This is a genomic window from Pseudomonas sp. VMV1 (assembly GCF_056790235.1).
Map to the genome: position 1 here is coordinate 216,301 of NZ_JBXGSE010000006.1, position 20,030 is coordinate 236,330.

Here is a 20,030-nt window from a genome sequence, read left to right on the forward strand (position 1 = left end):
GCTTCTGATCGTGAAGACTGACGCCGGATCAGAAATCCGGCGCCACGTATCCTAGTCGCCTATCCGCCAGCCCGAGGTGATGGGATAGCGCCGGTCACGACCGAAGCCGCGTTCGGTCACACGTACCCCGACTGCCGCCTGCCGTCGCTTGTACTCGTTGAGATCTACCAGGCGCAGCACCTTGCGCACCATTTCCTCGTCGAAACCGGCGGCGACGATATCCACCGCCGACAGATCCTGCTCGACATACAGCCGCAGGATCTCGTCGAGCACCGAATAGGGCGGCAGCGAATCCTCGTCCTTCTGGTCCGGCGACAGCTCCGCCGACGGCGGCCGGTCGATCACCCGCTGGGGAATCACCTCGCCATGGCGATTACGGTACTCGCAGAGGCGGAACACCAGGGTCTTGGGCACGTCCTTGAGCACATCGAAGCCACCGGCCATGTCGCCATAGAGGGTGGCATAGCCCACCGCCATCTCGCTCTTGTTACCGGTAGTGAGCACCAGATAGCCCTTCTTGTTGGAAATGGCCATCAGCAGGTTGCCCCGACAGCGCGCCTGTAGATTCTCCTCGGTGGTGTCCCGGCCGAGCCCGGCGAATTCGCCAGCGAGGGTCTGCTGGAAGGCTTCGACCATGGGTGCGATGGGCAGGACGCTGTAGCGCACCCCCAGCGCCCGGGCCTCGGCCTCGGCGTCTTCCAGGCTGATCTGGGCGGTATAGTGGTAGGGCATCATCACCGCCTCTACCTGCTCCGCGCCCAGGGCATCCGCAGCGATCGCCAGCACAAGGGCCGAGTCGATGCCGCCGGACAGGCCCAGCACCACCCCCTTGAAACCGTTTTTGCGCACGTAGTCGCGCACGCCGAGCACCAAGGCGTCATAGACGCTGGCCTCCAGCGAGGCCAGCGGCGCGAGCTCGGCGGGCTGCGGCTTCAGGCTCCTGTCGAAGACCACCGGATAGAGTCCCTCGACGAAGGCAGGTGCCCGCTGGCTGGCCTGGCCCTGGGCATCCACCACGAAGGAGTGGCCATCGAACACCAGTTCGTCCTGGCCGCCCACCTGATTGACGTAGACCACCGGCATGCCGCCTTCGCGGGCACGTTCGCCTACCACGGTTTCACGCTCCAGCTGCTTGCCGCCGTGGAAGGGCGAGGCGTTGAGGTTGAGCATCAGCCGCGCCCCGGCCGCTCGCGCCTTGGCCATGGGCTCGGCGAACCAGATGTCTTCGCAGATGGTGACGCCGATGGACACGCCCTGGTAGTCGAACACCGCGGCGCTGTCGCCTGGTTCGAAATAGCGCTTTTCATCGAACACCCGATAGTTGGGCAGTTGCTGCTTGCGATAGAAGGCCAGCTCGGCGCCGTCACGATAGACCGCACAGGCGTTGAAACGGCGCCCCTCCTCCAGCCAGGGAAAGCCCACCAGCACATGGATGCCGGCGATCTCCTGACGAATTCGCTGCAGACCCTGCTCGATCCGGCGCTGCATGCTCGACCGCAGCAGCAGGTCTTCCGGCGGATAGCCACACAGCGACAATTCCGGGAAAACGATGAACTCGCCCTGCCACCGATCACGGGCCTCATGGGCCGTGGCGATGATCCTTTCCACGTTACCGTGGATGTCGCCGACCTTGAGGTTCAATTGCGCCATCACGACCTTCAGCAGCTGACTCATGCACTCTTCCTTGCCCGATTTATCCCCACATTTTCCCGCATGCAGCGAAGCGGGACAATCGATGCCATAGGGGGCTCACCCGCTGCGGCGGCCCTGCTAAACTTCCCGTTCCTTCACGCTGCGAGATCGCCATGGGTCTGCTTCGCCTGCTGTTGTGGCTCGTCCTCCTGGGCGCGCTGTTCTGGATGATCAGGCGCTGGTGGCGCGGCAAGACGCAGACGCCGGCTGGCAAGTCGCGTCAGCTGCCGCCCCAGGCCATGGTGCGCTGCGCCCATTGCGGGGTCCATGTGCCCCAGGAAAGAGCCCTGGCCGATGGCGAAGGCCAGCGCTGGTATTGCAGCGCCGAACATCGCCGGTTGCAGCATGAGCAACGCAGCTGATCCAGGCATCCTGAGAGCCGACGCGGTCCTGCGGCTCTACCATCTCTACCGCATCGTCATCGGCCTGGCACTGGTGGTGCTGATCTCCAACGACCTGGATCAACACTGGCTGCGCACCGTTGATGGCCACCTGTTCCGCCAGGCCAGCTGGGCCTATCTCGCCACCAACGCCGTGCTCGCGGTCGGCCATCGACTGCTGCGCGGTCGCGCCTTCACCCTGGCGTTGATCGATATTCTCGCCCTCGGCGGGCTGTTCTTCCTCGCTGGCGGCATCGCCAGCGGCATGGGCAGCCTGCTGGTGGTGACCGTCGGGGTGTCCAATGTCCTGATCCGCGGTCGACGCGGCCTACTGATCGCCGCCCTGGCCGCCATCGCCCTGCTGCTGGCGACCGGCTATCTCGACCTGCGCCGCGGCGACAGCGGCAGCGGTTACGTCCAGGCGGCTGGCCTGGGCACCCTCTGCTTCGCCACGGCGCTGCTGGTACAGGGACTGGTCCGGCGCTTGCTGGACAGCCAGGCCCTGGCCGAAACCCGAGCCACCGCCGTAGCCGAGCTGGAGGCCCTCAACGCCCTCATCCTCGAGCGCATGCGCACCGGCATCCTGGTCTTCGATGCCGAATACCAGGTGCTGCTGGCCAATCCGGCAGCCCGTCGCCTGCTGGGCGTGGACGACGAAGACACCATCACGCCGCTGACCCTGGGGCTGGCCCAGCGGCTGGAAGAATGGGAGCGCAATCCCAGCATCCGCCCCGCACCCTGGCGCGCCTATGCCAACGGCCCGCTGCTGCAGCCCAGCTTCGCACACCTGCAGCAGGGCGAAGGCGAGCGGGTCCTGACCTTTCTCGAAGACGTCTCGCGCATCGCCCAGCAGGCCCAGCAACTCAAGCTCGCCTCCCTTGGCCGCCTCACCGCCGGCATCGCCCACGAGATCCGCAATCCGCTGGGCGCCATCAGTCATGCAGCGCAATTGCTGCAGGAGTCCGAAGAGCTGACCACGCCGGATCGGCGCCTGGCGCAGATCATCCAGGACCAGTCGCGGCGGATGAATCGCGTGGTGGAAAACGTCCTGCAGTTGTCCCGCCGCCGGCAGTCGGCGCCGCAGCTGATCGACCTGCGCTACTGGGCACACCGCTTCGCCGGTGAACTGCGCCCTACCCTGCCCGCCGGCCAGACCCTGCACGTCAAGACCGAGCCCGGCACCCTGCAGACGCACATGGACCCCCACCAGCTGGGCCAGATCCTGACCAACCTGGTGCAGAACGGCCTGCGCTACAGCTGCCAAAAGCACGGCATAGGCCAGGTCTGGCTAAGCACCTACCGCGACCCGGAAAGCGATCTCCCCATCCTCGAAGTGGTCGACGATGGGCCCGGGGTTGCCGCCGAACAGCTCGATCACCTGTTCGAGCCCTTCTTCACCACCGAGAACAAGGGGACCGGACTTGGCCTGTACATCTCCCGCGAGCTTTGCGAGAGCAACCAGGCCAGACTTGGCTATCATCCCTTGGCGAATGGCAGCTGTTTTCGCATCACCTTCGCCCATCCCCGCACAATGAGCTGAGCATGGCCCGACAGAAAGTCCTGATCGTCGACGATGAACCCGATATCCGCGAACTCCTGGAAATCACCCTGGGGCGGATGAAGCTCGACACCGCCAGCGCCAAGAACATCACCGACGCGCGAGCCATTCTCGAACGGGAAAGCTTCGACCTCTGCCTGACCGACATGCGCCTGCCGGATGGCTCGGGCCTTGAGCTGATCAATTTCATCCAGCAGCGGATGCCGCAATTGCCGGTGGCCATGATCACCGCCTTCGGCAGCCTGGAAACTGCCGTTCAGGCCCTCAAGGCCGGCGCCTTCGACTACCTCACCAAGCCGGTGGACCTGCCGCGTCTGCGCGAGCTGGTGGGCACGGCGCTGCGCCTGTCCGGCCCTACCCCGCCAGCACCCGGTGCCAGTGAAACCCAGCTGCTGGGCGAATCCCCGCCCATGCGCGCCTTGCGTGGGCAGATCGCCAAGCTCGCCCGCAGTCAGGCGCCGGTCTACATCAGTGGCGAATCGGGCAGCGGCAAGGAGCGCGTGGCACGCCTGATCCACGAGCAGGGTCCGCGCGCGGGTCGGCCCTTCGTGCCGGTCAACTGTGGCGCCATTCCTTCCGAGTTGGTGGAAAGCGAATTCTTCGGACATCGCAGGGGCAGCTTCACCGGCGCCATCGAGGACAAGCAGGGCCTGTTCCAGGCCGCCCAGGGCGGCACCCTGTTTCTCGACGAGGTGGCCGATCTACCGCTGCCGATGCAGGTCAAGCTGTTGCGCGCCATCCAGGAAAAGGCCGTGCGCCCAGTAGGCAGCCAGCAGGAAATCAGCCTGGACGTGCGCATTCTCAGTGCTACCCACAGGGACCTCGCCGCCGAAGTCTCCGCCGGCACCTTTCGCCAGGATCTCTACTACCGCCTCAACGTCATCGAGCTGCAGGTGCCTGCCCTGCGCGAACGTCGCGAGGATATCGGCGCCCTGGCCACCCACATGCTCGAACGCCTGGCACGGGATGCGGGGCTCGCGCCGGCCACCCTCGGCGACGATGCCCTGGCCAGACTCAAGAGCTATAGATTCCCCGGCAACGTGCGCGAACTGGAAAACATGCTGGAACGGGCCTACACCCTGTGTGAAGGCGATGTCATCCGGCCGGCCGATCTGCGCCTGGCCGATGCGCCAGCGGCCACCGCTACCGGCGAAGCCAGCCTGGCCAACATCGCCAATCTCGAAGACCACCTGGAATCCATCGAGCGCCAGCTGATCATGCAGGCACTCGAAGAGACCCGCTGGAATCGCACCGCCGCCGCGGAGCGCCTGGGCCTCTCCTTCCGTTCGATGCGCTACCGCCTGAAAAAGCTTGGCATCGACTGATCAGCCCGCCGCCAGCCGCATGCCTGGCGCATAGGGTGCCGGATCGATGATTGGCGTGCGTTCGGTGAGCAGATCGGTCAGCAACTGACAGGAGGCCGGCGCCAGCACCAGGCCGTTGCGATAGTGCCCGCAGTTGAGCCACAACCCGGGCAGCTCCGGCACCGGCCCAATGAAGGGCACGCCATCCGGCGACCCTGGCCGCAGTCCTGCCCAGTGCCCCACCGGCGCCTGGCCGGCCAGCGCCGGTAGCAACTCGGCGGCCGAAGCCTGCAGGCTGGCCAAGGCCTCGGCGGTTGGCGTCTTGTCGAATTCGGCGTGTTCCAAGGTACTACCGATCAGGATATGACCATCGCGCCGCGGTATAGCGTAGCGCCCCTTGGCCAACACCATGCTGGTCAGAAAGCCCACCGGCTGGCGATACAGCAGCATCTGTCCCTTCACCGGCCGTACCGGCACCGCCAGCCCCAGACTCTGCAACAACTCGCCGCTCCAGGCCCCCGCGCACACCACCACGGATTCGGCATGGATGTCCTCGCGCCCGGTCTGCACGCCCACCACGCGCTCGCCCTGGCGCAGGAAGCCGGTCACCGGCGCCTCGCTCAATAGCGTCACATTCGGCATGCGCAGCAGGGCTTCGCGCAGGGAGCGCACCAGCCGGGGATTGCGTACATTTGCCACTCCCGCCATGAAGACCGCCCGTTCATAGCCCGGCCCCAGCACCGGCACCCGCTGCCGCACCTCCGCGACCGATACCGCCGCCAGCGGCCGCACATTGCGCCGCGCCCAGTCCAGCGCCTCGGCCTCGTCGTCTAGGTCGAGCCAGTACAGCCCGGTGACCTCGACCTCGGGATCCACGCCCGTCTCCTGCCGCAACCGCTCACCCAGCACCGGATAGAAATCCTGCGACCAGTGCGCCAGCGCCGTCACCGCCGGCTGATAGCGCCAGGGATACAGCGGCGAAACGATCCCGCCGCCCGCCCAGGACGCCTCCCGTCCTGGCTCGCCCCGCTCGACCACTACCACCCGCCGACCGCTCAAGGACAGGTGATAGGCCGACATCAGCCCTATCGCGCCGGCTCCAATCACAGCTACATCAAAGATCACGTCATACCCTCATCATCTAGCCTTGACACTCTCTACCAATACGAGCAAAAAGTCCTTCCAGGACGGCGTCTACCTTTTTCTCAAGGATGAGAATGAAGAGAACCTCTGAACTCGGACTGAGCCTGTTCGAGATGCTTTTAATGCTAAGCATACTTGCCATTCTGGCCGCTGTAGCCGCGCCCATCGCCTCGGACTGGTTGGAGCGAATCCGTAATCAAGCAACGGCCAATACCCTCCTCAGGCATTTGCAGGCGGCCCGTACCTTGAGCATTGAGCGTGGCCATACCGTGGTGCTATGTCCGATTGATGAATCAGGATGTGGAGATAGCTGGGCACGCGGTTGGCAGGTGCGGGATACCGATACCGATGAGGTTCTGCTGCGGCAATCGGATATGCCCCCTGGCTTGAAGATCAGATGGAACCGGACGAGTGCCATTACCTACCGCCACAACGGCACCAGTGCTGGACTCAACGGCACTCTTTCCCTGTGTAATACGCATGGCAAGGAAATCTCTCGAATTGCCGTCAATAACCATGGCCGTGCGCGCCTGGCCAGACCAAAGGGTCGTCCCCTGTGCCTTGAGCAAGCGGCAGATTGATCATTCCGAAGCCGCGTAACCGGCCATCCAAGATCTCCTCCCGACCGTCCCTTCCCAGGCGACAGCTGCAGAGCTCGGCAAGAAACTAACCCCTGGCTGAGTATAGGAAGTCATCATGCATCGCGCCCATGCGCAGAAGGGATTCACATTACTCGAGATGTTGACGGTGGTGGCCCTGCTGGGCATTTTCGCAGCTATCGCAGTACCGAGCTTTACAAGCCTCATCAACCAGACCCGGACCAGCAGCGTAGCGGATAATATATTTGGCTTGATCATGCATGCGCGATCAGAGGCGGTACTCAGGCGTGCAACCGTTTCCCTTTGTCTGTCTGATACGCAGTTGATATCGGTTCTCGGCTCCTGTGACGCTCCCAGCGCACAGCTGCGTACGATGTCTATCAGTCCGGCCCAGGTGAATGTCCGGGCAAGCCAGGCGAATCTAAGCTACTACGCCGACGGAACCACCAACGGCGACGTCGCATCCCGCGTCAGTTACTTCATCTGCCACGACCTAGAGGTGGCTTACGGCTACAAGATCGACATTCAACGTAATGGTGTGACCAGGCGTTACGCCAAGGGCAAGGCAGACGAAACGGGCAACGCCCTGGCCGCGTGCAAACCATGAGTAGGTCACTCATCAAGTCAGATGGTTTCAGCCTGATCGAAGTACTGGTGACTCTGGTACTCATCACGATCGGCGTGCTCGGCATGGTCGCACTCCAAAGCAAGTCCATCGCCTTTACTCAGGACACCACGCAGCGCAATACGGCAGCGATGCTGGCTCAGGACGCGCTCGAACTGATGCGCGCCCAAGGAAAGGTCTCTGAAAAGAAGAAAGGAGATGCTTTTACTGCCGTAGATAGCTGTACCAGCACGCCCAGTGAAGCGGACAAGCAATTGGGCTGTTGGTCCCAAGAAGCCGCTCGACTGCTTCCAGGCGTGGATGCGGACCTACTAACGAACGAATTTCAGGTGTGCAAAGCGAAAGCTGCCAAAACGTGCGATGCCGATGGCACCACAGTTGAGATCCAGTTGGCCTGGAGAGTCAGAAACGGAGAGTGTATGGATAGCCAAGATGCCGATGCGGACAAAGGCATCTGCCGTTATCGCTTGCGGTCGGAGCTCTAGGCCATGACCCACCATCAAAGGGGCCTTTCTCTTATTGAGCTTATGATTGCCTTGGTCATCAGTAGCTTTCTCATATTAGGCGTAACCCAACTCTATATCTCCAATAAGCGAAACTACCTATTCCAGCAAGGCCAGGCCATCAACCAAGAGAATGGGCGCTATTCGCTCTTGATGCTGGAGCAGCAGCTATCCAAAGCCGGATTCAGAAGACGTCCCTTTGTCGACGTCACCGTAGAATTTCCTGCGAAAGATTATAAATTTTGCAAGTTTTCAAGCGGAGAAGCGATCAACACCCCTGACAGCCAGACCCTGTGTATCAGATACAAACCCAGGGATACAGCCGAACTAGACTGTCTTGGCTATGGCGCATCCGATAGCGCAAACCTGAAAATACCCTATACCAGTACTACTGCGGAATTCGTCGAGCGCTACACCTTAACAAAGAATGCGGATGAGGACCTTCCCGGGCTAACCTGCCAGACCCCAAAAGGTATCGGCACTCTGATCGATGGCGTAGCCGATGTGCGATTCGACTTCGGGGCAAGCACCACTGCAAGGAAGGTTTCCAGCTACAGTGACAAACCAGCCTCTGGGCAACAGATCGGTGCAGTTCGTTATCGACTCCTACTCGCCAGCAGCAAGAATCTGGATACAGGCGTCAACCCTATCATCGCCAGCTGGAATGACCGCTACAAAACAGACTTCAAAGATGGCGATAGCCGTATCTACCAAATTGCCGGCAGCACCATCAGCCTGAGAAATCTGATGCCATGAAACGTCGCTCCCAAAAAGGCGCCTCGCTGCTGATCGCGCTGATCATGCTGATCCTCATCACGCTGCTGGCAGTGTCGAGCATCCAGGAAAGTACGCTGCAAACCCGGATTACCGGCAATCTGCTTGAAGAGAAGAATCTGCTTGCCGCCGCTGAAGCCGGTCTCCGCGATGCTGAACGCCGACTCAGTAAAAACGGCGCGCCCGATGGCTGTCCGAATCCTCTAACGCAGAAGCCTTGTATTCAGGGCTTCGTTCCTAGCACTGCCGATGGTTACAAAACCGACTTTGTCAGTAAGTCGCTGGCCTATGGAGATACCAGCAATCCGACAAAATTGGACAGAAACGTTCATTGGTACCTGCGTGATATTCCTCAGGGCGCCAATAGCAGCTGCAGCGATCCGGAGAAAAATGCCAGGGGTGAGGGCTGCGTGTCCTATTACGAGGTCAACGCTCAGGCTTACAAATCAGACGTCAGTTCAGCCGATGCCAAGCCTTGTTCGGTTGACGTGGTTTGCTTGCGAGCGGTGATCTCCAGGCAATTCTAGACAGCAGGGAATTGATAATGAAAACCTTCTTGGCGAGATCGCTGATAACCGTTGGCGCCCTAGTATCGCCTTTGCTGTCGAGTGCCGCGGATGATGTCAACGTGGCGCAAAGTCCTTTGTTCGTGACCGACTCCGTTCCGCCACTAAATCTCTTGGTAATGGGGCGTGATCACAAACTTTTCTATGAAGCCTACAATGATGCCTCCGACCTGAACGGCGATGGCATTCTAGACATCGGCTACAAGGGTTACAAAACCAAGGCCGACAAGGGCATAGATTACTACGGCTATTTCAACTCCAAGCTCTGCTATACCTATACCAGCAATCGCTTTGTTCCCACCGGTGTAGGCTCAGGTACCACAGGCAAGGAATGTACCGGTCAATGGAGTGGCGATTTCCTAAACTATATCGCCACTTCCCGTATGGATGCGCTGCGCAAGGTACTCTTTGGCGGCTATCGCAGTACCGATGACGCTACCACTACCGTTCTGCAAGGCGCGCACATTCCTCAGGACGCTCACACCTGGGGCAAGGAATATACCAGCGTTGCAGTTGATGGTTACGACATCAGTAAGTTCACACCGTTCAAGGCGCCGACTGTAGGTTATCGGCACTTGATAGCCGTGGCATCTCTGAGTGAAACCGGCGTTCCGCAAATGCGGGTGTTGACTAACGTCAACTTGCGGATTTGGAACTGGGTATCCATTGAACGCCCCGTGGGAGGCGATGAATGTGTCAATGCCAGCGGCGCTCGGATCATCTGTACGAATGCAGGCCCCAAGAACGGCTGGACGCTGATACCGCCTGAGACGTTTACAAACCTAAAGATTTCGACCTGGGCAAAGTCCAACAATACTCACCCCACCAATGCCGCCGGCATGACGACCCTGTTCAATACCGATGGGCAAAGCAGCAGACTGTGTGGATCAAAAGCCATCAGCAATGGCATCTACGCACCCGGTTCGAATAATAACCCTTTCAACGGCGCTGTAACCTCTGGAAAGCAAACATGCGGCAATGACTACTATATAACCGAAATTACCGGAACGATAAAAGTCGACACGACTGGCACCTATAAAATTTCTGTCGACGGCGATGATGCCGTTGAAGTAAAGCTGGGAGGCACCACAGTAGGTTGGTACGGCGGCCATGGTCCTCTTGACAGTGGCAGCGATGCTCACTCGGGAAGCGTCAGCCTTCAAGCGGGCGTCAACTACGATATCGTTTTCCGCCACGAGGAAGTGGATGGCGGTGACTCCTGGGGATTGTATTGGCAAACACCGGCAGGCATACCCGAGAACGCCAAAAGGGTTGACTACAACGTCCAGGTAGAGGTGTGCCCTAATGACGTGGGCAATACCAGTAATTCCGCCCTACGCGAGAGCAACTGCCGCCTTTATCTTAAAGGAAACTACAAACCGACCGGCATCCTTCATGACTATGGCGAAACCGACAAGATGTATTTCGGCTTGCTGACCGGATCGTACAAAAACCACTTTTATGGCGGCGTGCTGAGATCCAACATCCAGAGCTTTGCCCGGGAGCTCACCCTAAGCACCGGGCAGTTTTGTCTCAATGGCAATTGTGGTGCTGGCAATGACGTCAGTGGCATAGTCGACACGATCAACAAATTCCGGACTGTTGGTTTCACCTACTACAATTCCAACGGCACGAACAACTTCCAGTACGACCAGGACAGCTGTGGTTACAACCGCAACCCTACCAGCAACCTGGCAACCGACCCCTGCTATATGTGGGGCACACCTACCGCGGAAATGATGTATGAGGCGCTGCGCTACTTTGCTGGCGCCTCAGGGCCGACGCCAAGCTTCGCTTATTCCAAAACGACCACCACTCCTGATTCCAAGCTTGGACTTTCACAACCGGATTGGCTACCGCCCTATTCCAAAGGCAATGGCGGTTCTGGCTATCCGCGCTGCTCTGTCCCGGCCATGACGGTTCTGAGTGATATCAATCCCAATTACGATTGGAAACTGCCGGGCAGTCGCTGGGACAACACGACGGACGGCAGTGGTAATCCCAAATCCATCAGCGATCTCAACGTAAGCACCGAAACGGATGCAATCGGCGCCGCAGAGGGCCTGAACGATACCAAGGTCTTTATCGGCGAAACCGAATCAGCTGCCGACAGTGCACCCACGCAAAAAACGCTGACGACACTCTCTCGCGTTCGCGGCCTCGCGCCTGAAGAGCCAGGCAAGCAAGGCACCTACTACTCGGCTGGGATAGCCCGCTTTGGCGCCATGCACAACATAGGTGGCAGCAAGCCCTTGCTGACCTATGCGGTTGCCCTTGCTTCGCCTTTTCCCAAGATCGAATTTCCAGTTGGGGACAACAAGATCACTCTCGTTCCCTTCGCCAAATCCGTACAGAATCCGGGGCAGAATCAGTATCAGGCCACCAACCAGATCGCTGATTTCTACGTGCAGAAGCTAGCCAACACTACGACGGCAAATACCGACAGCACCGTCAACGGTGGCCGTCCCTATGCAGAGTTTCGGATCAACTGGGAGGACAGTGAAGAGGGCGCAGACTTCGACATGGACGCTATCGTCCTCTATACCCTCGCGGTCGCTCCCGATCCGAATGATGGTGGAAGGCTCAAGCTCAATATAACCCTAACCTCCGAATACGCTGCGGGCGGCGCCCAGCAGCACATGGGTTACACGATTTCCGGCACCGATAAGGACGGACTCTATCTCGAGGTCTGTGACCTAAGAGACGGCACCGTCAATAACGGTCAGAGAAGTGTATGTGATAGTCAGACCGCCTACCGTCTCAATACCCCGCCCAATCGACCTGCTGGCTGGTGTATCGCCAACCTGGATAACCCCGAGTGCAAGGGCCTGCCGCCCACGGCAGTACGCCAATTCAGCGCGACCGGCGTAGGCGCCGGGGTACTCAAGGACCCGCTGTGGTACGCCGCCAAATACGGTACTACTGGCAACTGGGATACAGATGGTGATCAGGTGCCCGATAATTATCTCTTGGTGACCAATGCCCTTACGCTAAAGGACCAGTTGGCCAAGGCCTTCAACAGCATCGTTCAGAAGAACTCCTCCGTTACCCGCGTTACCGTTCAGGGCGGCCAGACCGACGATACCGGGCTGGGAAATCGGGTCGTCTATCGGACGTCCTTCAACGCCGATGGCTGGACGGGAGATCTGATCAGGGACACCTACAAGAGCGATGGCAAGACGATCAACTCAACCATCAGAGCCAACTTCCCCGATGGCCGTATCGTCAAGATGGCCGGTGCCGACGGCAAGAGCCTGCAAGATTTCTCTTATGAAAATCTCAAAGACAGAAGCTTCGACGGTACAAATCTTCGGGACTCGCTCGACAGTACGCCTTCTGGCAATAGGGATGGACAAGGCGCCGATCGGGTCAGGTTCCTGCTGGGCCAATGTACTTCTTCAGGATGCCCGAATTTCCGCACTCGAACCTCGCTGCTGGGTGACATCGTCAATTCCTCACCGGTCTTGGTAGGACCCGCTCAGTATCTAGCGTACCGGATCGGCAAGGTCGATGGGACGGCAGCCAGCTATACCGAATTTCAAAAGACTCAGGCCTCGCGACGTGCCCAGATCTATGTCGGTGCCAACGATGGCATGCTGCATGCCTTCGATGCGGCCACTCTAAAGGAGACCTTTGCTTTCGTACCCACGCCGGTCATACCCAATCTCAACCGATTGATGGCAAAGGACTACGGCACAGCCAATCTTGCCCACCATTACTATGTAGATGGGCCCATCACGGTCAGAGACGTCTACTTCAAGAGTGACAGTACGTGGCGCACGGTCCTGGTTGGGACGCTTGGCGGTGGTGGACGGGGCTTGTTTGCCCTGGATATCACGGATCCAGATCCTGCCAAAATCAAACTGCTCTGGGAGTTTACGTCCGATAGCGCAGCAACACTTGATGCAGCCACCAAGTTAAGCAACCTAGGTTATAGCTTCGGTAAGCCATCTATCGAGCGCCTACACGACGGTAATTGGGCGGCCATTTTCGGTAACGGCTACTACAGCGCCAACGCCAATAGCGGCAAGGCCATCCTCTACGCCTTGAAGATCGAAGACGGCACCTTGATAAAAGCGCTGGAAGCAAAGAGCCCCACCGGAGGCAGCAATGGCCTTTCTACGATTCAAGCCGCGGATTACAACGCGGATATCGTGACTGACGCAGCCTACGCAGGGGACTTGCTGGGTAACCTGTGGCGATTCGATCTGTTCAAGCCGACGTCAGCGGATACCCCCTTTGCCCGAGACAACGATGGTGCAGACAGTGCCAGAAGTTTCCAGGTAGCTTTTGGTGGAGCCCCGCTCTACCGTGCCACTACCAATGACCAGACCACGGGGTCTGGCGCCGGTAAGCCGCAAGCGATCACGGTGGCGCCCGTGCTGATTCAGCATCCCACCCTAACGGGCTATCTGGTCGCCTTCGGGACGGGTCGCTACCTGGGCGTCAATGACAAGGTCTCGCCCTTCGATGTTCAGACCGTTTATGGCGTCTGGGACCGCTGGACACTAGGTCAAACCACCACTAACAACATGGTGAAGACTCGAAACCGCTCATCTCTGCAACAGCAAACCCTCACCGCCGCCACCTACTCGAACAACGGCGTGACGAGAAACGTTCGGCTCCTTTCCGCCAACCCAATCAACTGGTACAGCGCGAGCGGTGAAACAGATGCCGATGTCGACAAATCCGGCTGGTATGTCGACCTCAAACTGGTTGGCAGCACGACGAATACCGGTGAAAGGATAGTGTTTCCGCTGCGTACCCTGGGTGACGCTCTGGTATTCACGAGCATTACACCCAACGCTGATCCCTGTTCCGCGGGCTTGGATAGCATCCTCTATGCAACAGATGCCAAAGCGGGGGGGCGAACCTTGCACAACGTTTTCGACCTCAACAATGACGGTCGAATAGATGGGGCAGACAGCCTGAGTTCCGGCTCCATTTCAGGTACGGATGGCACCATCGGAGATAACTCTCTCACCGGAACCCGAACGGGCAACACCAACCTCACCACGCTGATCTGTGATTCCAGCGGCAACTGCATTTCGGCCACGACAGGTCTTACAGCCAATGGACGTCAGTCCTGGCGGATGCTGCTTCCCGCTCAATAACAAAAAGGCCGCTACTCTTGGGAGCAGCGGCCTTTTTGTTTACCTGCTGTGCCGAGGCGTTATACCGCCTTTATCCTGAGCTCGCGCGGCAGGGTGAAGGTGATGTTCTCCGGCTCGCCTTCCAGCTCCACTTCGCCAGTGGCACCCCAGCTCTGCAGCCGGTCGATGACGCCGCGCACCAGGACTTCGGGAGCCGAGGCACCAGCGGTAACGCCGATACGCTGCACGCCTTCGAACCAGCCCTGCTGCATATCCTCGGCACCATCGATGAGATAGGCCGGGGTGCCCAGGCGTTCAGCGAGTTCGCGCAGGCGGTTGGAGTTGGAGCTGCTGGGACTGCCCACTACCAGGACCACGTCGCTCTCCAGCGCCAGGGTCTTTACCGCGTCCTGGCGGTTGGTGGTGGCGTAGCAGATGTCGTTCTTGCGCGGGCCGTTGATGTGCGGAAACTTGGCACGCAGGGCGTCGATCACCTTGCGGGTGTCGTCCATCGACAGGGTGGTCTGGGAGACGTAGAACAGGGCCTCGGGATTACGCACCTCTAGCTTTTCCACGTCCTCTTCGTCTTCCACCAGGTAGATGGCACCGCCAGCGCGGTCGTCGTACTGGCCCATGGTGCCCTCCACCTCCGGATGCCCGGCGTGGCCGATGAGGATGCATTCCTGGCCGTCGCGGCTATAGCGCGCGACTTCCATATGCACCTTGGTTACCAGCGGGCAGGTGGCATCGAACACCTTGAGGCCACGCTCGGCGGCCTCACGGCGCACGGCCTGAGAGACACCGTGGGCGCTGAAGATGAGAATGACATCGTCCGGCACATCGGCCACGTCTTCGACGAAAATGGCGCCGCGGGCGCGCAGGTTGTCGACCACGAACTTGTTGTGCACCACTTCATGACGCACATAGATGGGCGGACCGAAAACATCCAGCGCACGGTCGACGATGTCGATAGCGCGGTCCACGCCGGCGCAGAAGCCGCGGGGATTGGCGAGCTTGATCTGCATAGGCTCCTCTGCCCGCTTCACGGGCGGCGGTAGATCAGTGGGAGACGGCAGGTTCGATGGCCAGGATTTCCACGTCGAAGGTAAGCACACGGCCGGCCAGCGGGTGATTGAAGTCGATGACCACCTGCTCGTCGTCGTAGCTCTTGACCACGCCGGGCATCTCGCCACCGGCGGCATCGCTGAAAATGATCAGCAGACCGGGCGACAGCTCCATGTCATTGAAGTCGTCGCGTGCCATGGTCTGCAGGTTGCCGTCGTTTGGCTGTCCAAAGCCGCGCTCCGGCGGGACGGTCAGACTGGTTTTGGCACCGGCTTCAAGGCCGAACAGCGCCTGCTCGAAACCAGGCAACAGATTGCCGTCACCGACGGTGAAGGTGGCCGGTGCCTTGTCGAAGGTGCTGTCCACCACGTCGCCGTTCTGCAGCTTGATGGCAAAATGCAGGGTGACCCGGGTGTCCGGGCCGATGGTGATCTCAGCCATGGGCTTCCTCGGGCGTTTTCTTGCGGAACATATCCAGGGCCAACATGATGGCGCCAACGGTAATGGCGCTATCGGCCAGGTTGAAGGCCGGGAAGCGCCACTCCTGACGCCAGTGCACCAGGATGAAGTCGACGACGTGGCCTAGGACCATGCGGTCATAGAGATTGCCCAAGGCACCGCCGAGGATCAGGGCCAAGGCGATCGCGGTCCAGGTATCGTTGCGCAGGCGCTTGAGCCAGACCACCAGCACCACGCTCACTACCAGCGCGATGCCGGCAAAGAACCAGCGCTGCCAGCCTGAATGGTCGGCCAGGAAGCTGAAGGCGGCCCCGGTGTTGTAGGCCAGGGTCCAGCTGAACAGATCGGTGATGACCGGTACCTGTTGGTAGAGCGACAGGTTGTTCTGGAAATAGGCCTTGCTCAGCTGATCCAGCAGGATCACCACCACGCTCAAGACCAACCAGGGCAAGGCGCCGAAACGCTGCGTGTCACGCATGCTCGCGCACCTCGCCCGAACCATAGACGTTGGTCACGCAGCGCTCGCAGATCTCCGGATGCGCGGCGTCCTGGCCGACGCTGTGGCTGTGGTGCCAGCAGCGAGCGCATTTGGGCGCCTCGGACTTGCGGACGACCAGCTTGAGGCCGCTCAGCTCGCTGGCGACGGCGCCTTCCGGAGCCTTTTCCAGCGGCTGGACAGCCGCCTGGGAAGAGATCAGCACGAACCTGAGCTCGTTGCCCAGGGCCTCCAGCACGGTCTGCAGGGCGCTGTCGGCATAGAGGGTGATCTCCGCCTGCAGGCTACCGCCCAGGGTCTTGGCCGCGCGCTGGTTCTCCAGCTCCTTGTTGACCGCGGCCTTGACCGCCATGACCTGATCCCAATAGGCGCGATCAAGGGACGCACCCTCGGGCAGGGCGAAGAGGCCGTCATACCAGGTGGTCAGCATCACCGACTCTTCCCGCTGGCCTGGCAGGTACTGCCAGATCTCGTCGGCGGTAAAGGACAGGATGGGCGCGATCCAGCGCACCAGGGCCTCGGCGATGAGGTACAGCGCGGTCTGGCAGGAGCGCCGCGGCAGGCTGTCGGCCCCAGTGGTGTACTGGCGGTCCTTGATGATGTCCAGGTAGAAACCGCCCAGTTCCTGTACGCAGAAGTTGTGCACCTTCTGGTAGACGTTGAGGAAGCGGTACTCGGCGTAGGCCTGTTCGATTTCCTGCTGCAGCAGCAGGGCGCGATCCACCGCCCAGCGGTCCAGGTCGATCATGTCCTCGGGGGCGACCCGGTTGACCGCCGGATCGAAGCCGGACAGGTTGGAGAGCAGGAAGCGCGCGGTATTACGGATGCGGCGATAGGAGTCGGCGCTGCGCTGCAGGATCTGGTCGGAGACCGCCATCTCGCCGGTGTAGTCGGTCGAAGCGACCCAGAGGCGCAGGATGTCGGCGCCCAGGCTGTCGATGACCTTTTGCGGAGCGACCACGTTGCCCAGCGACTTGGACTGCTTGCGACCCTGCTCGTCCACGGTGAAGCCGTGGGTCAGCAATTCCTTGTAGGGGGCATGGCCGTCGATGGCGCAACCGGTCAGCAGCGAGGAGTGGAACCAGCCACGGTGCTGGTCAGAGCCCTCAAGGTAGAGATCGGCCGCCGGACCCTGCTGGTGCGCCAGTTCGGCATGGGAGCCGCGCAGGACGTGCCAGTGGGTGGTACCCGAGTCGAACCAGACGTCGAGGGTGTCGCGGCTCTTGTCGTACTGGCTGGCTTCTTCGCCAAGCAGTTCGACCGGATCGAGCTTGAACCAGGCTTCGATGCCTTCACGCTCGACGCGCTGGGCGACCTCCTCCATCAGCTCGACGGTGCGCGGGTGCAGCTCGCCGCTTTCCTTGTGGGTGAAGAAAGGAATCGGCACACCCCAGTTGCGCTGACGCGAGATGCACCAGTCGGGACGACCGGCGATCATGCCGTGCAGGCGCGCCTGGCCCCAGGCGGGGACGAACTGGGTCTGCTCGATGGCTGCCAGAGAACGCTCGCGCAGGGTGGCGCCCTCGTTGGGCTGCTTGTCCATGCCGACGAACCACTGGGCGGTAGCGCGATAGATCAGTGGGGTCTTGTGGCGCCAGCAGTGCATGTAGCTGTGATTGATCGCCTCGTGCTTGAGCAGGGCACCTGCCTCTTCCAGCGCGGCGACGATGGCCGGATTGGCCTTCCAGATGAACTGGCCACCAAACAGCGGCAGCGACTCGACATAGACACCGTTGCTCTGTACCGGATTGAGGATGTCGTCGTTGCTCAAGCCGTACTGCTTGCAGATGCGGAAGTCGTCCTCGCCATAGGCGGGCGAGCAATGCACGACACCCGTGCCCGCGCCCAGCTCGACATACTCGGCCAGGTAGATGGGTGACAGCCGCTCATACAGCGGATGGCGGAAGTTGATCAGCTCCAGGGCGATACCCGGCGCGGTGGCGATCACTTCCCCCTGCAAGCCATAGCGTGCCAGGCAGCTTTCCACCAATTCCTCGGCCAGCAGCAGCTGGCGGTCGCCCACGTCCACCAGCGCATAGGTGAATTCCGGGTGCACGTTGAGCGCCTGGTTGGCCGGGATGGTCCAGGGGGTGGTGGTCCAGATGACGATGGCGGTGGGCTTGGCCAGCGCGTCGAGGCCGAAGGCGGCCGCCAGCTTGTCGGCATCGGCGACCGGGAAGGCCACGTCGATGGCGTCGGAACGCTTGTCCTGGTACTCCACCTCGGCCTCGGCCAGGGCCGAGCCGCAGTCGAAGCAGAAGTTGACCGGCTTGAGGCCCTTGAAGACGAAGCCCTTCTTGACCAGCTCGCTCAGGGCGCGGATCTCGCCAGCCTCGTTGGCGAAGTTCATGGTCAGGTAGGGATTGCTCCAGTCACCCAGCACGCCCAGGCGGACGAAGCCGGCCTTCTGCTCTTCGATCTGCTCGCTGGCATAGGCGCGGCAACGCTCGCGGGTCAGGTCCGCCGGCTGATTCTTGCCAAAGGTGGTCTCCACCTTGTGCTCGATGGGCAGACCATGGCAGTCCCAGCCCGGCACATAGGGGGCGTCGTAGCCGGCCAGTGTCTTGGAACGGGTGATGATGTCCTTGAGGATCTTGTTCAGCGCATGACCGATGTGAATGCTGCCGTTGGCATAGGGCGGACCGTCATGCAGGATGAAGGTCGGCCGGCCCTTGCCGATGGCGCGCAGCTTCCCGTACAGGTCGATGTCCTGCCAGCGCTTGAGCGCTTCCGGCTCGCGCTGCGGCAGGCCGGCTTTCATCGGGAATGCCGTTTCCGGCAGGTTGAGCGTCGCTTTGTAATCGGTCATGTCAGTCCAGGCTCGTTGACGGTTGCCCCTGCCAGTAGGCGCGGGCCGTGGCGACGTCCGCTTCGATCGCCGCCTTGAGGGCCTCCAGAGAGGCGAATTTCTGTTCGTCGCGGACCTTCTGCACGAAGGTCACGCTGAGGTGGCGACCATAGAGGTCGCCGGAAAAGTCCAGCAGATGGATCTCCAGGTGCGGACGGCCATCGCCCTGCACCGTCGGTCGCTGGCCGATGTTGGCCACGCCCGGTACCACCCGCCCATCGATCAGGCTGCTGACCAGATAGACGCCGCGCAACGGCGGCCGGCGCCGCTTGAGTTGGACGTTGGCGGTGGGCCAACCCAGCTGGCGTGCCAGCTTCTGGCCGTGCAATACCCGGCCCGAGAGGCTGTAGGGTCGCCCCAGCATACGCGCGGCCAGGTCCAGATCACCGTCGTCCAGCGCCTGACGAATCAGGGTGCTGCTCACCCGCAGGCCATCGAGCTCGACGGTAGTGGCGGCTTCCAGGGTGAAACCATGGTCACGGGCAGCCAGATTCAGAAAGGTGAAGTCGCCTGCGCGATCACAACCGAAGCGGAAATCGTCGCCGATCTCCAGATGCTTCACCCCTAGCCCCTCCACCAGCACCTGCTGGACGAAGGCCTCCGCGGACAACTCGCGCAGCCGCCGATTGAAGTTCAGGCAGAGCACGTTGTCGACGCCATGGCGCGCAAAGCATTCCAGCTTCTCGCGCAGGCGGGTCAGGCGCACCGGCGCGATGTCGGGCAGGAAGAATTCACGCGGCTGAGGCTCGAAGATCACCACGCAACTGGGCACTCCAAGCTCCGCCGCCCGCTCACGCAGCCGCGCGAGGATGGCCTGGTGCCCCAGGTGAACCCCGTCGAAGTTGCCGATGGTGGCAACGCAGCCCTTGGGAAAGGCGTCGAGATGATGGAGACCGCGAAACAGCTGCATGGGTAGGTATTGCTC

16 protein-coding genes are annotated in these 20,030 nt (G+C 60.9%); 9 read left to right on the forward strand and 7 right to left on the reverse strand.

Features of this window, described 5'->3' with window-relative positions; genetic code table 11:
* Window positions 1–51: 51 nt before the first annotated feature.
* Window positions 52–1,674 carry an NAD+ synthase gene (locus ACUCV0_RS18815; RefSeq protein WP_482213369.1) on the reverse strand — a complete coding sequence of 541 codons (1,623 nt, stop codon included), beginning with the start codon at window positions 1,672–1,674 and terminating at the stop codon, window positions 52–54.
* Window positions 1,675–1,805: 131 nt separating this feature from the next.
* Between ACUCV0_RS18815 and ACUCV0_RS18820 the strand changes: the two genes are divergently transcribed.
* From ACUCV0_RS18820 to ACUCV0_RS18830, 3 genes are read left to right on the forward strand one after another with little or no spacing between them, the layout of a single operon-like run.
* Window positions 1,806–2,054, forward strand: coding sequence for a PP0621 family protein (locus tag ACUCV0_RS18820; protein WP_271652947.1), 249 nt, complete (start codon window positions 1,806–1,808; stop codon window positions 2,052–2,054).
* Entirely contained in the window at window positions 2,038–3,612 is a 1,575-nt protein-coding gene (locus ACUCV0_RS18825; RefSeq protein WP_271652948.1) for a sensor histidine kinase, read from the forward strand. Before ACUCV0_RS18820 ends, ACUCV0_RS18825 begins: the two co-directional genes overlap by 17 nt.
* Window positions 3,613–3,614: 2 nt before the next feature.
* Entirely contained in the window at window positions 3,615–4,955 is a 1,341-nt protein-coding gene (locus ACUCV0_RS18830; protein WP_059316093.1) for a sigma-54-dependent transcriptional regulator, read from the forward strand.
* Here ACUCV0_RS18830 and thiO read toward each other — a convergent pair whose 3' ends face one another.
* Window positions 4,956–6,059, reverse strand: a complete 1,104-nt coding sequence (gene thiO / locus ACUCV0_RS18835) for a glycine oxidase ThiO (RefSeq protein WP_482213370.1) — start codon at window positions 6,057–6,059, stop codon at window positions 4,956–4,958.
* Between the two features lie 92 nt (window positions 6,060–6,151).
* Here thiO and ACUCV0_RS18840 point away from each other — a divergent pair, with 92 nt between their 5' ends.
* From ACUCV0_RS18840 to ACUCV0_RS18865, 6 genes are all read left to right on the forward strand, one after another.
* Window positions 6,152–6,658, forward strand: a complete 507-nt coding sequence (locus tag ACUCV0_RS18840) for a GspH/FimT family protein (protein ID WP_313648299.1) — start codon at window positions 6,152–6,154, stop codon at window positions 6,656–6,658.
* Between the two features lie 115 nt (window positions 6,659–6,773).
* Complete coding sequence (locus tag ACUCV0_RS18845) at window positions 6,774–7,283, forward strand: GspH/FimT family pseudopilin (protein WP_313648300.1); 510 nt, start codon at window positions 6,774–6,776, stop codon at window positions 7,281–7,283.
* Window positions 7,280–7,786, forward strand: a complete 507-nt coding sequence (gene pilV / locus ACUCV0_RS18850; protein WP_313648301.1) for a type IV pilus modification protein PilV — start codon at window positions 7,280–7,282, stop codon at window positions 7,784–7,786. The genes ACUCV0_RS18845 and pilV overlap by 4 nt, the downstream gene beginning before the upstream one ends.
* Window positions 7,787–7,789: 3 nt before the next feature.
* Window positions 7,790–8,560 carry a PilW family protein gene (locus ACUCV0_RS18855; protein ID WP_454253644.1) on the forward strand — a complete coding sequence of 257 codons (771 nt, stop codon included), beginning with the start codon at window positions 7,790–7,792 and terminating at the stop codon, window positions 8,558–8,560.
* Window positions 8,557–9,105, forward strand: coding sequence for a pilus assembly PilX family protein (locus ACUCV0_RS18860; protein WP_482213371.1), 549 nt, complete (start codon window positions 8,557–8,559; stop codon window positions 9,103–9,105). Before ACUCV0_RS18855 ends, ACUCV0_RS18860 begins: the two co-directional genes overlap by 4 nt.
* 17 nt (window positions 9,106–9,122) lie before the next feature.
* Window positions 9,123–14,258 carry a PilC/PilY family type IV pilus protein gene (locus ACUCV0_RS18865; protein ID WP_482213372.1) on the forward strand — a complete coding sequence of 1,712 codons (5,136 nt, stop codon included), beginning with the start codon at window positions 9,123–9,125 and terminating at the stop codon, window positions 14,256–14,258.
* A 59-nt stretch (window positions 14,259–14,317) separates the two neighbouring features.
* Here the strand turns inward: ACUCV0_RS18865 and ispH are convergent, their stop codons facing one another.
* From ispH to ribF, 5 genes are read right to left on the reverse strand one after another with little or no spacing between them, the layout of a single operon-like run.
* Window positions 14,318–15,262 (reverse strand): 4-hydroxy-3-methylbut-2-enyl diphosphate reductase, encoded by a 945-nt coding sequence (ispH, locus tag ACUCV0_RS18870; RefSeq protein ID WP_482213373.1) that lies wholly within the window; start codon window positions 15,260–15,262, stop codon window positions 14,318–14,320.
* A gap of 34 nt (window positions 15,263–15,296) precedes the next feature.
* On the reverse strand, window positions 15,297–15,743 hold the full coding sequence (locus ACUCV0_RS18875; protein WP_482213374.1) for an FKBP-type peptidyl-prolyl cis-trans isomerase: 447 nt from the start codon (window positions 15,741–15,743) through the stop codon (window positions 15,297–15,299).
* The gene (gene lspA, locus ACUCV0_RS18880; RefSeq protein ID WP_271652960.1) at window positions 15,736–16,239 is read right to left on the reverse strand and encodes a signal peptidase II; all 504 of its coding nucleotides are present in this window, start codon (window positions 16,237–16,239) and stop codon (window positions 15,736–15,738) included. Before lspA ends, ACUCV0_RS18875 begins: the two co-directional genes overlap by 8 nt.
* A complete protein-coding gene (gene ileS, locus ACUCV0_RS18885; protein ID WP_482213375.1) occupies window positions 16,232–19,066 on the reverse strand; it encodes an isoleucine--tRNA ligase in 2,835 nt (944 codons plus the stop codon). Before ileS ends, lspA begins: the two co-directional genes overlap by 8 nt.
* A 1-nt stretch (window position 19,067) precedes the next feature.
* On the reverse strand, window positions 19,068–20,015 hold the full coding sequence (gene ribF, locus ACUCV0_RS18890; RefSeq protein ID WP_271652962.1) for a bifunctional riboflavin kinase/FAD synthetase: 948 nt from the start codon (window positions 20,013–20,015) through the stop codon (window positions 19,068–19,070).
* Window positions 20,016–20,030: the final 15 nt, after the last annotated feature.

Bases quoted from the DNA above. Each gene is read 5' to 3' on its own strand.
- ACUCV0_RS18815 (WP_482213369.1), bottom strand. From the start codon at position 1,674: ATGAGTCAGCTGCTGAAGGTCGTGATGGCGCAATTGAACCTCAAGGTC.
- ACUCV0_RS18820 (WP_271652947.1), top strand. From the start codon at position 1,806: ATGGGTCTGCTTCGCCTGCTGTTGTGGCTCGTCCTCCTGGGCGCGCTG.
- ACUCV0_RS18825 (WP_271652948.1), top strand. From the start codon at position 2,038: ATGAGCAACGCAGCTGATCCAGGCATCCTGAGAGCCGACGCGGTCCTG.
- ACUCV0_RS18830 (WP_059316093.1), top strand. From the start codon at position 3,615: ATGGCCCGACAGAAAGTCCTGATCGTCGACGATGAACCCGATATCCGC.
- ACUCV0_RS18840 (WP_313648299.1), top strand. From the start codon at position 6,152: ATGAAGAGAACCTCTGAACTCGGACTGAGCCTGTTCGAGATGCTTTTA.
- ACUCV0_RS18845 (WP_313648300.1), top strand. From the start codon at position 6,774: ATGCATCGCGCCCATGCGCAGAAGGGATTCACATTACTCGAGATGTTG.
- pilV (WP_313648301.1), top strand. From the start codon at position 7,280: ATGAGTAGGTCACTCATCAAGTCAGATGGTTTCAGCCTGATCGAAGTA.
- ACUCV0_RS18855 (WP_454253644.1), top strand. From the start codon at position 7,790: ATGACCCACCATCAAAGGGGCCTTTCTCTTATTGAGCTTATGATTGCC.
- ACUCV0_RS18860 (WP_482213371.1), top strand. From the start codon at position 8,557: ATGAAACGTCGCTCCCAAAAAGGCGCCTCGCTGCTGATCGCGCTGATC.
- ACUCV0_RS18865 (WP_482213372.1), top strand. From the start codon at position 9,123: ATGAAAACCTTCTTGGCGAGATCGCTGATAACCGTTGGCGCCCTAGTA.
- ispH (WP_482213373.1), bottom strand. From the start codon at position 15,262: ATGCAGATCAAGCTCGCCAATCCCCGCGGCTTCTGCGCCGGCGTGGAC.
- ACUCV0_RS18875 (WP_482213374.1), bottom strand. From the start codon at position 15,743: ATGGCTGAGATCACCATCGGCCCGGACACCCGGGTCACCCTGCATTTT.
- lspA (WP_271652960.1), bottom strand. From the start codon at position 16,239: ATGCGTGACACGCAGCGTTTCGGCGCCTTGCCCTGGTTGGTCTTGAGC.
- ileS (WP_482213375.1), bottom strand. From the start codon at position 19,066: ATGACCGATTACAAAGCGACGCTCAACCTGCCGGAAACGGCATTCCCG.
- ribF (WP_271652962.1), bottom strand. From the start codon at position 20,015: ATGCAGCTGTTTCGCGGTCTCCATCATCTCGACGCCTTTCCCAAGGGC.